The organism is Streptomyces subrutilus (assembly GCF_001746425.1).
Taxonomy (GTDB): Bacteria; Actinomycetota; Actinomycetes; order Streptomycetales; family Streptomycetaceae; genus Streptomyces; species Streptomyces subrutilus_A.
This window is the reverse complement of the sequence record NZ_MEHK01000001.1, coordinates 2,136,235-2,147,068: the sequence shown is the minus strand read 5'-3', so window position 1 is coordinate 2,147,068 and position 10,834 is coordinate 2,136,235. Positions and strand designations below refer to the sequence as shown.

6 protein-coding genes are annotated in these 10,834 nt (G+C 72.2%); 3 read left to right on the top strand and 3 right to left on the bottom strand.

Annotated features, from left to right (window positions below):
- Window positions 1-6: 6 nt before the first annotated feature.
- Both BGK67_RS10675 and BGK67_RS10665 read right to left on the bottom strand, forming a co-directional pair.
- Window positions 7-1,176 carry an ADP-ribosylglycohydrolase family protein gene (locus BGK67_RS10675; protein ID WP_069919853.1) on the bottom strand — a complete coding sequence of 390 codons (1,170 nt, stop codon included), beginning with the start codon at window positions 1,174-1,176 and terminating at the stop codon, window positions 7-9.
- A 521-nt stretch (window positions 1,177-1,697) separates the two neighbouring features.
- The gene (locus BGK67_RS10665; protein WP_069919851.1) at window positions 1,698-2,684 is read right to left on the bottom strand and encodes an ADP-ribosylglycohydrolase family protein; all 987 of its coding nucleotides are present in this window, start codon (window positions 2,682-2,684) and stop codon (window positions 1,698-1,700) included.
- A 247-nt stretch (window positions 2,685-2,931) separates the two neighbouring features.
- Here BGK67_RS10665 and BGK67_RS10660 point away from each other — a divergent pair, with 247 nt between their 5' ends.
- From BGK67_RS10660 to BGK67_RS10650, 3 genes are all read left to right on the top strand, one after another.
- The gene (locus BGK67_RS10660; RefSeq protein ID WP_069919850.1) at window positions 2,932-3,663 is read left to right on the top strand and encodes a VIT1/CCC1 transporter family protein; all 732 of its coding nucleotides are present in this window, start codon (window positions 2,932-2,934) and stop codon (window positions 3,661-3,663) included.
- Window positions 3,664-4,049: 386 nt separating this feature from the next.
- Window positions 4,050-8,588, top strand: a complete 4,539-nt coding sequence (gltB, locus tag BGK67_RS10655) for a glutamate synthase large subunit (protein WP_208948787.1) — start codon at window positions 4,050-4,052, stop codon at window positions 8,586-8,588.
- Window positions 8,581-10,041, top strand: a complete 1,461-nt coding sequence (locus BGK67_RS10650; RefSeq protein ID WP_069919848.1) for a glutamate synthase subunit beta — start codon at window positions 8,581-8,583, stop codon at window positions 10,039-10,041. Before gltB ends, BGK67_RS10650 begins: the two co-directional genes overlap by 8 nt.
- 306 nt (window positions 10,042-10,347) lie before the next feature.
- Here the strand turns inward: BGK67_RS10650 and BGK67_RS10645 are convergent, their stop codons facing one another.
- Entirely contained in the window at window positions 10,348-10,764 is a 417-nt protein-coding gene (locus BGK67_RS10645) for a hypothetical protein (RefSeq protein ID WP_079154114.1), read from the bottom strand.
- Window positions 10,765-10,834 lie beyond the last annotated feature (70 nt).

The following is a 10,834-nucleotide window of genomic DNA, read 5'->3' as shown; positions in this document are numbered from 1 at the left end:
TCTGAATCATCCCTTGTGCGAGGTGAGTTCCGTGCGAGCGAGGAGCGCGGCGAGTTCCACGAGATCGGTGCCGGCGAGGCGGGGGAGGGCGCAGCCGGAGAGGGTGCGGCAGGCCTCCCGCCAGGCGGCGGGGATCGAGTCGCCTCCGCCGAGGGCGCCGGTGAGGGCGCCGGCCAGCGCGGGGGCGGAGTCCGCGACGCGGGACAGGCAGGCGGCGGCCGGGACGGCCTCGGCCGCCTTGCCGCGGGCGGCGGTCGCGAGGGCGAGGGCCACGGGGACGGTCTCGGCGGCGGCGATGCCGTAGCTGTAGACGTGGTCCACGATCTCGTGCTCGAGGGTCGGGACGATGGCGAAGGCCCCGCCGCCGTCCGTGTGGGTACGGGCGAGCTCGACGGCGTGCCGGGCGTTGCGGCCGATCTCGGTGGCGGCGGGGAGCTGCGCGAGTGCGGCCTCGACGGCGGTGTCGACCCCGGCGCCGGCGAGGGCGGCCGCGAGGGCGGCGGCCATGGCGCGGGCGCCGTGGACGCCGTCGCCGTCCTGGGTGTAGCGGGCGTCGAACTCGGCGAGGTCCGCCGCCGCGTCCGGGTCGCCGGGGTGGACGACGGCGAGCACGCAGGCGCGGACGCAGGCGGCGTCGTCGAAGAAGTGCGGGTTGTCGTGGCCGGTGGCGGGCGGGCGCAGGCCGGCGGCGAGGTTGCCGAGGCCGGCGCGGACGGAGATCCGCGCGCGCAGGGGGAGGACGGCGGACTCGACCTCGGGGGCGCGTTCCGCCGCGGCGGCGACCTCGGAGGCGAGGGCGTTCCAGGCCAGGTCGATGGCGGCGCGCATCCGGCGGGACCGGGAGAGGTCGCTGAGCAGGACCCCCGAGGCGGTGAGTACGGACTCGGCGACGAAGGCGGCCCACTCGGCGTCGTCGGAGGGGCCGAGGCGCAGGGGCTCGGGGGGCTGGTTGAGGGCGATGGGGACGGGGAGGGTGGTGGTGGCGTTCTGCTCGGCGAAGGTGTCGAGCTCGCGGGTGAGGCGGCGGGTCCACTCGGGCATCCGGCTGGCCCGGTGGCGCGCGGCGGGCCACCCGGCCGCGTCGCCTGCGGCGAGCCCGAGGAGCAGCCCCTCGATCCGCCGGGCCGGGGGCGGGGGGCCGGGCGGGACCGCCTGCGCGACCGGGTCCGCCGACATCGCGTCTGCCGGCCCCGCGGGCCGCGGCGGCCCGGCGGGCCCGACGGGCCTCGCCGGGCTGAGACCCGCCGGGCTGAGACCCGCCGGGCTGAGACCCGCCGGGCTGAGACCCGCCGGGCTGAGACCCGCCGGGCTGAGACCCGCCGGGCTGAGACCCGCCGGGCTGAGACCCGCCGGGCTGAGACCCGCCGGGCTGAGACCCGCCGGGCTGAGACCCGCCGGGCTGAGACCCGCCGGGCTGAGACCCGCCGGGCTGAGACCCGCCGGGCTGAGACCCGCCGGGCTGAGACCCGCCGGGCTGAGGGAGCGGGCGGGGCTCGGCGGGTTGGCCAGGCCGACTGGGCTCGGCGAGGTCGCGGGGTCCGTGGACTTCGCCGGGCTCGGCGCGCTGGTCAGCCCGACCGGGTTCGCCGGGTTCGTCGCGCCGGGCGGGTCCGGCAGGGGGGTGGGTGGGGCCGGCAGGGGCTTTGGGGTGATCGTGGGGGCCTGGGTGTCCGGGGTGGGGTTGTACGGGGACGGGGTCATCTGGGGGCCTCGTATTCCGGGGTGAGGAGGTCCGCGATGTCCAGGACGTGGTAGCCCCGCATCGAGGGCAGGCAGCTGCCGCGGACCGGGCCGATCGCAGACGACCACTCGGCGGGTACCGCGGCGGCTCCGGACAGGGCGCCGGACAGCGCGCCGGCCACCGCCGCGGTGGTGTCCGCGTCGCGGCCCATGTTCACGGCCGTCAGGACCGAGGAGGGGAAGTCGCCCCCGCAGGCGGCGAAGGCGCCGAAGGCCAGGCCCACCGCCTCCGGGGCGAGGTCCGTCCAGGGGTAGCCGCCGATGACCACGGCCGAGCGCACCGCCCGTTCGCCGCGCGGGGCGGCGGTGACGGCCCGGCGCAGCGACCGGGCCGTCCAGGAGTCGGCCGGGATCACCGACAGGGCCGCGGCGATCACCGACGCGGGCCCCGCGCCCGCCATCGCCGCCGCGACGCCCGCCGCGACGGCCTGGCCGCCGTAGATGCCCTCGCCGTCGTGGCTCACGCAGCCGTCGATGGCGACGAGCCGCGCGGCCTCCGCCGGGCGGCCCGCGGCGAAGACCCCGAACGGCGCCGCCCGCATGGCCAGGCCGTCGGACCAGGCGTGCCGGTGCTGGGCCGAGATGGGGGCCGCCAGACCGCGCCGCAGGTTCTCTAGGGTGCCGCGCTCGGAGAAGCCCGCACCCCGGAAGGGGCCCTCGTCCAGGTCCGCGATCCAGTGGTGCCAGGCCCGCTCCACGTGGGACACGGTGAGCGCGGAGCCGTGCCGGGCCAGCAGCAGCCCGGAGAAGATCGCGTACTCGGTGTCGTCCGTGCCCGCCGGATCCTCCGACACGAAGCCCTCGATCCGGCCCCACTTCGCCCGGATCTCCGACGGCTTCATGTTCTCCGCGGGGGCGCCCAGCGCGTCGCCCACCGCGAGTCCCAGAAGAGCGCCCCTGGCCCGTTCGAGGAGGACCTGCGGATTGCATGCAATCAGCTCCATGGCGCGCCTCTCCATTTGATGGGACTCATATTGAGCCCTTGGGGGATTTGTGCCACGGCATGACGTTTGTCGCTCGTCGCGAAACACCCCCCGCACGCCGTCGTCACCCGGTCGCCGACCCGCAAAACCGCAGGTAAGTACGGCCTTCCTTGCTGGCGGGGAGCTGAATTCGTGCGTAGTTTCGAGGTATTCCGGGGGAGCGGAACACCGTATGACGCTCGTTCGCACAAAAGGGGAGATACACCGCATGTCCATCATCGATATCGAAGCACCGCTGCACACCGCGCACCGCGACAACCACACCCACCGCGACGTCAACGGTGGATGGCTGCGGCCGGCCGTCTTCGGTGCGATGGACGGGCTCGTCTCGAACCTCGCGCTCATGACCGGCGTGGCCGGCGGCGCCGTCGCCCCGCACGCCATCGCGATCACCGGTCTCGCGGGCCTCGCGGCCGGCGCCTTCTCGATGGCGGCCGGCGAGTACACCTCCGTCGCCTCGCAGCGCGAGCTGGTCCTCGCCGAACTGGACATAGAGCGCCAGCAGTTGCGCAAGCACCCGGTCGACGAGATGGAGGAGCTGGCCGAGCTCTACGTCTCCCGCGGCGTCGAGCCCCCGCTCGCCCGCGAGGTGGCCATGCAGCTGTCCCGGGACCCCGAGCAGGCGCTGGAGATCCACGCCCGCGAGGAGCTCGGCATCGACCCCGACGACCTGCCCTCACCGCTCGTCGCCGCCGTCTCGTCCTTCGGCTCCTTCGCGCTGGGCGCGCTGCTGCCCGTATTGCCGTACCTGCTGGGAGCCACCTCGCTGTGGCCCGCGGTGCTGCTGGCCCTGGCGGGCCTCTTCGCCTGCGGCGCGGTCGTCTCCCGGGTCACGGCCCGGTCCTGGTGGTACAGCGGACTGCGCCAGCTCGCCCTGGGTGGCGCCGCCGCCGGTGTGACGTACATCCTGGGAACCTGGATCGGCGGAGCCATAGGCTGACCGGGCGGAGAGTGAGACACTATGCACGGCGCAACATAAGTAGTCCGTTACCCGGCGGTTTCGCTCACGTGTCCACCGGGTACCACAACGAGGCTGCGGGCAATGATGCCCGCCCCCGTGCCGGGACCTTCGACTCGTCACCGCGTCTTGAGACCCCTTGAGAACACTGCGAAGGCCCCCTCTTTTTCGCCCCGTGCAGTGTCCGCATGCTGGAACGGCATATCCGCTTCGCGGGATTGTCGTCATCATGTAATCTGCACGAAATTTCGCAGAGGGCCAACGTCGTCCCTCGGCTATGCACATATGCCACGACGACGACGGGAGAGCCGATGCGTTCCGCATCCACGCACTCCGCGACCGGCCCCAGCACCACCGCCTGGTCGCCCATGGACGGTCGCCCCGCCCAGCAGGGCATGTACGACCCGCGCAACGAGCACGACGCCTGCGGCGTCGGCTTTGTGGCCAACCTCAGCGGCGAGGCCGGCCACACGCTGGTCGAGCAGGCGCTGACCGTATTGCGGAACCTCGAGCACCGCGGCGCCACCGGCTCCGAACCGGACTCCGGCGACGGAGCCGGAATCCTCTGCCAGGTCCCGGACGCCTTCCTCCGCGAGGTCGCCGGATTCGACCTTCCCGAGGCCGGCGCCTACGCCGTCGGCATCGCCTTCCTCCCCGCCGACGGCACCGCACAGGCCGTCGCCGTGGAGCAGATCGAGGCCATCGCCGCCGAGGAGAACCTCACGGTCCTGGGCTGGCGCGAGGTTCCGGTGACGCCGGATCTGCTCGGCAACGGCGCCCGCGCCACCATGCCGGCCTTCTCACAGCTGTTCGTCAGCAACGGTTCGAGCGGTATCGAGCTCGACCGCAAGGCGTTCGTGCTGCGCAAGCGCGCCGAGCGCGAGGCCGGGGTGTACTTCCCCTCGCTCTCCGCCCGCACCATCGTCTACAAGGGCATGCTGACCACCGGCCAGCTCGAGCCCTTCTTCCCGGACCTCTCCGACCGCCGCTTCGCCTCGACGCTCGCCCTGGTCCACTCCCGGTTCTCGACGAACACCTTCCCGTCCTGGCCGCTCGCCCACCCGTACCGCTTCGTCGCGCACAACGGCGAGATCAACACGGTCAAGGGCAACCGCAACTGGATGAAGGCCCGCGAGTCCCAGCTGGCGTCCGACGCCTTCGGCGAGGGCGTCCTGGACCGGATCTTTCCGATCTGCACCCCGGACGCCTCCGACTCGGCCTCCTTCGACGAGGTCCTGGAGCTGCTCCACCTCGGCGGCCGGTCGCTGCCGCACAGCGTGCTGATGATGATCCCGGAGGCGTGGGAGAACCACACCTCCATGGACCCGGCCCGCCGCGCGTTCTACAAGTACCACTCCACGATGATGGAGCCCTGGGACGGCCCGGCCTGCGTCACCTTCACCGACGGCACCCAGGTCGGCGCGGTCCTGGACCGCAACGGTCTGCGCCCCGGCCGCTACTGGGTCACCGACGACGGCCTCGTCGTCCTCGGCTCCGAGGTCGGCGTGCTCGACATCGACCCGGCCAAGGTCGTCCGCAAGGGCCGGCTGCAGCCCGGCAAGATGTTCCTCGTCGACACCGCCCAGAAGCGGATCATCGAGGACGACGAGATCAAGGACGAGCTGGCCGGCGCCGCCCCGTACGCCGACTGGCTGGAGACCGGCGAGATCGAGCTGTCGGACCTGCCCGAGCGCGAGCACATCGTGCACACCCACGCCTCGGTCACCCGCCGCCAGCAGACCTTCGGCTACACCGAGGAAGAGCTGCGCGTCATCCTCGCGCCGATGGCCCGTACCGGCGGCGAGCCGCTCGGCTCCATGGGCACCGACTCCCCGATCGCGGCCCTGTCCGAGCGCCCCCGGCTGCTCTTCGACTACTTCACCCAGCTCTTCGCGCAGGTCACCAACCCGCCGCTGGACGCCATCCGCGAAGAGCTCGTCACCTCGCTGCTGTCCTCCATCGGCCCGGAGTCCAACCTGCTGGAGCCGACCGCCGCGTCCTGCCGCAGCGTCACGCTGCCGTTCCCGGTGATCGACAACGACGAGCTGGCCAAGCTCATCCACGTCAACGCCGACGGCGACATGCCGGGCATGAAGGCCGCCACCCTCTCGGGCCTGTACCGGGTCTCGGGCGGCGCCGAGGCGCTGGCCGCGCGCATCGCGGAGATCCGCACCGAGGCCGACGCCGCCATCGCGGCCGGCGCCCGCCTGATCGTCCTGTCGGACCGCCACTCGGACGCCGAGCACGCGCCGATCCCGTCGCTGCTGCTCACCTCCGCCGTGCACCACCACCTCATCGCCACCAAGCAGCGCACCCAGGTGGGCCTGCTCGTCGAGGCCGGCGACGTCCGCGAGGTCCACCACGTCGCCCTGCTCATCGGCTACGGCGCGGCCGCGGTCAACCCGTACCTCGCCATGGAGTCCGTCGAGGACCTGCTGCGCGCCGGTACCTTCCTGTCCGGCCTGGAGCCGGAGCAGGCCATCAAGAACCTGATCTACGCGCTCGGCAAGGGCGTCCTGAAGGTCATGTCCAAGATGGGCATCTCCACCGTCGCCTCCTACCGCGGCGCCCAGGTCTTCGAGGCCGTCGGCCTGAACGACGAGTTCGTCGCGACCTACTTCAACGGCACCGCCACTAAGATCGGCGGCGCGGGCCTGGAGGTCATCGCCAAGGAGGTGGCCGCGCGCCACACCAAGGCGTACCCGGCCTCCGGCATCGCGGCCACGCACCGCGCGCTGGAGATCGGCGGCGAGTACCAGTGGCGCCGCGAGGGCGAGCCGCACCTGTTCGACCCGGAGACGGTCTTCCGCCTCCAGCACGCGACGCGCGGCCGCCGGTACGACATCTTCCGGCAGTACACGGACCGGGTGAACGAGCAGTCCGAGCGCCTGATGACGCTGCGCGGCCTGTTCGGCTTCAAGTCCGACCGCCCGTCGATCTCCATCGACGAGGTCGAGCCCGTCTCCGAGATCGTCAAGCGCTTCTCCACCGGCGCCATGTCGTACGGCTCCATCTCCAAGGAGGCGCACGAGACCCTCGCCATCGCCATGAACCAGCTGGGCGCCAAGTCCAACACCGGCGAGGGCGGCGAGGACCCGGAGCGCCTGTACGACCCGGCGCGCCGCTCCTCCATCAAGCAGGTCGCCTCCGGCCGCTTCGGTGTCACCAGCGAGTACCTGGTCAACGCGGACGACATCCAGATCAAGATGGCGCAGGGCGCCAAGCCCGGCGAGGGCGGCCAGCTGCCCGGCCACAAGGTCTACCCGTGGGTCGCCAAGACCCGGCACTCCACCCCGGGCGTCGGCCTGATCTCCCCGCCGCCGCACCACGACATCTACTCCATCGAGGACCTGGCTCAGCTGATCCACGACCTCAAGAACGCCAACCCGGCCGCCCGCATCCACGTGAAGCTGGTCTCCGAGGTCGGCGTGGGCACGGTCGCCGCCGGTGTCTCCAAGGCGCACGCGGACGTCGTCCTCATCTCCGGCCACGACGGCGGTACGGGCGCCTCCCCGCTCACCTCGCTCAAGCACGCGGGCGGCCCCTGGGAGCTCGGCCTCGCCGAGACCCAGCAGACCCTGCTGCTCAACGGGCTGCGCGACCGCATCGTCGTCCAGACCGACGGCCAGCTCAAGACCGGCCGCGACGTGGTCATCGCCGCGCTGCTCGGCGCCGAGGAGTTCGGTTTCGCGACCGCGCCGCTCGTCGTCTCCGGCTGCGTCATGATGCGCGTCTGCCACCTGGACACCTGCCCGGTCGGCATCGCCACCCAGAACCCGGTGCTGCGCGAGCGCTTCTCCGGCAAGCCCGAGTTCGTCGTCAACTTCTTCGAGTTCATCGCGCAGGAGGTGCGCGAGCTCCTCGCCGAGCTGGGCTTCCGCACGATCGAGGAGGCCGTCGGCCACGCCGAGCTGCTCGACACCACCAAGGCCGTCACGCACTGGAAGGCGCAGGGCCTCGACCTCGAGCCGCTGTTCTACGTGCCCGAGCTGCCCGAGGGCGCGGTCCGCCACGCCCTCATCGAGCAGGACCACGGTCTGGAGAAGGCCCTCGACAACGAGCTCATCGAGCTCGCGGCCGACGCGCTGAACGCCGAGTCCGCCGAGGCCGCCCAGCCGGTCCGCGCCCGGGTCGCGATCCGCAACATCAACCGGACCGTCGGCACCATGCTCGGCCACCAGGTCACCAAGAGGTTCGGCGGCGCGGGCCTGCCCGACGACACCATCGACCTGACCTTCACCGGCAGCGCCGGCCAGTCCTTCGGCGCCTTCGTGCCGAAGGGCATCACCCTGCGCCTGGAGGGCGACGCCAACGACTACGTCGGCAAGGGCCTGTCGGGCGGACGGATCGTGGTCCGCCCGGACCGCGGCGCCGACCACCTCGCCGAGTACTCCACCATCGCCGGCAACACCATCGGCTACGGGGCCACCGGCGGCGAGATGTTCCTGCGCGGCCGCACCGGCGAGCGCTTCTGCGTCCGCAACTCCGGCGCCCTGGTCGTCTCGGAGGGCGTGGGCGACCACGGCTGCGAGTACATGACCGGCGGCCAGGCGGTCGTCCTGGGCGAGACGGGCCGCAACTTCGCGGCCGGCATGTCGGGCGGTACCGCGTACGTCATCGACCTCGACCGGAACAACGTCAACGCCGGCAACGCGCAAGCCGTCGAGGCCCTCTCCGACGCCGACAAGCAGTGGCTGCACGATGTGGTGCGCCGCCACGAGGAGGAGACCGGCTCGACCGTGGCCGCGAAGCTCCTGGCTGACTGGACCGCCGCCGCGGACCGCTTCAGCAAGATCATCCCGACCACGTACAAGGCAGTGCTCGCCGCCAAGGACGCCGCTGAGCTGGCCGGACTCTCGGAGTCCGAGACCAACGAGAAGATGATGGAGGCGGCGACCCATGGCTGACCCGAAGGGCTTCCTCACCACCCCGCGCGAGACCGCCTGCTCCCGTCCCGTGGCCGAACGGCTGAAGGACTGGAACGAGGTCTACGTCCCTGGCTCGCTGCTCCCGATCATCAGCAAGCAGGCCGGCCGCTGCATGGACTGCGGCATCCCGTTCTGCCACAACGGCTGCCCGCTCGGGAACCTGATCCCCGAGTGGAACGACTTCGCGTACCGCGAGGACTGGTCGGCGGCCTCCGAGCGGCTGCACGCCACGAACAACTTCCCGGAGTTCACCGGGCGCCTGTGCCCGGCCCCGTGCGAGTCGGCGTGCGTCCTCGGCATCAACCAGCCGGCCGTCACGATCAAGAACGTCGAAGTCTCGATCATCGACAAGGCCTGGGACAACGGCAACGTCACCCCGCAGCCGCCGGAGCGGCTGTCGGGCAAGACGGCCGCCGTGATCGGCTCCGGCCCGGCGGGTCTCGCCGCGGCCCAGCAGCTGACCCGGGCCGGGCACACGGTGGTGGTGTACGAGCGCGCCGACCGCGTCGGCGGGCTGCTGCGCTACGGCATCCCCGAGTTCAAGATGGAGAAGGTGCACATCAACCGCCGCATCGAGCAGATGCGCGCGGAGGGCACCAAGTTCCGCACCGGCATCGAGGTCGGCCGCGACATCACCGCCACCGACCTGCGCAAGCGGTTCGACGCGGTGGTCATCGCGGCGGGCGCGACCGTCTCCCGCGACCTCCCGGTCCCGGGCCGCGAGCTGAACGGCATCCACTTCGCGATGGAGTACCTGCCGCTCGCCAACAAGGTCCAGGAGGGCGACTTCATGGCGCCCCCCCTCACGGCCGAGGGCAAGCACGTGGTCGTCATCGGCGGCGGCGACACCGGCGCGGACTGCGTGGGCACCGCCCACCGCCAGGGCGCGGCCTCGGTCACGCAGCTGGAGATCATGCCGAAGCCGGGCGAGGACCGCAGCCCGAACCAGCCGTGGCCGACGTTCCCGATGCTCTACAAGGTCACCTCGGCGCACGAGGAGGGCGGCGAGCGGGTCTACTCCGTCTCCACCACCCACTTCGAGGGCGACGAGGACGGCAACGTCCAGGCCCTGCACCTGGTCGAGGTCGAGTTCGTCGACGGCAAGCTCGTCCAGAAGCCCGGCACCGAGCGCGTCCTCCCGGCGCAGCTGGTCACCCTGGCGATGGGCTTCACGGGCACCGACCAGGCCAACGGCCTGGTGGAGCAGTTCGGCCTGGAGATGGACGCCCGCGGCAACATCGAGCGCGACGCCTCCTACGCGACCAACGTCGACGGCGTCTTCGTCGCCGGCGACGCGGGCCGCGGCCAGTCGCTCATCGTGTGGGCCATCGCGGAGGGCCGCTCGGCCGCCCGCGGCGTGGACCGCTTCCTGACGGGCACGAGCGCCCTCCCGTACCCGGTCAAGCCGACGGACCGCTCCCTGACGGTGTAACCGCCGGCCCCTCCCTTCGGGGAGGACCCCTCATACGGTCCGTACAACGACGTGCGGAACTCCGACACCGCGCCCGCCATGACTCCTTCTTGACGCCGGGCTCGCACCGCTCGGCCGCAGGCGGCCTCCCGGGCTTCGCCCGGCTGCGCCGGCCTCCGTCCGTCGGTGCGCGGCCCCGGGTCACGGGCAGCACCCCTCCCTTCGGGGAGGACCCCTCATACGGTCCGTACAACGAGGTACGGAACTCCGACACCGCGCCCGCCATGTCCCCGACCAGGGATGGCGGGCGCGGTGGCGTGCGGGTCGCTATTCGGGCTGGACGACCGTGGCGCCCCAGCGTATGGACGGGGACGAGGCCGTCACCCGGGCGCCGAAGCCGCCGTGGAGGGCGGTGCCGAGGGGGACGGTGACCCGGGTCGGGGTGCTGTCGGGGCAGTCGACCGTGAAGGGGGCCGGGTCGCGGTCCGGGTGGTTGTCGAGGTGGAAGGCCACCTCGATGCTGCCGCCGCCGGCGCAGCCGAAGGTGATGAACGTGTCCAGTCGCGGCGAGAGGCCGCCCGAGACGAAGCCGCTGGAGCCGGTCTGCTCGGCGATCCATATCAGCCCGTCGGGCCCCGGGTAGCCGATGATCTCGCCGCCCGGTGCGGCCTGGGCCGGTGCTGCCGTGATCGCCAGGGTGACTGCCGTGGTCAGTGCGGCGAGGGTGGCTGCGTGCTTCTTCATGTGATCCCCCATGTGGTGTCGTTCGTGTCGACACCCGCGACGTTAGCCAGTGGCACTGACAGCCGCCTGA

What these genes read in the sequence shown, in the direction of transcription:
- BGK67_RS10675 (WP_069919853.1), bottom strand. Translation starts at nt 1,176, where the DNA reads ATGTCGGCGGACCCGGTCGCGCAGGCGGTCCCGCCCGGCCCCCCGCCC.
- BGK67_RS10665 (WP_069919851.1), bottom strand. Translation starts at nt 2,684, where the DNA reads ATGGAGCTGATTGCATGCAATCCGCAGGTCCTCCTCGAACGGGCCAGG.
- BGK67_RS10660 (WP_069919850.1), top strand. Translation starts at nt 2,932, where the DNA reads ATGTCCATCATCGATATCGAAGCACCGCTGCACACCGCGCACCGCGAC.
- gltB (WP_208948787.1), top strand. Translation starts at nt 4,050, where the DNA reads ATGGACGGTCGCCCCGCCCAGCAGGGCATGTACGACCCGCGCAACGAG.
- BGK67_RS10650 (WP_069919848.1), top strand. Translation starts at nt 8,581, where the DNA reads ATGGCTGACCCGAAGGGCTTCCTCACCACCCCGCGCGAGACCGCCTGC.
- BGK67_RS10645 (WP_079154114.1), bottom strand. Translation starts at nt 10,764, where the DNA reads ATGAAGAAGCACGCAGCCACCCTCGCCGCACTGACCACGGCAGTCACC.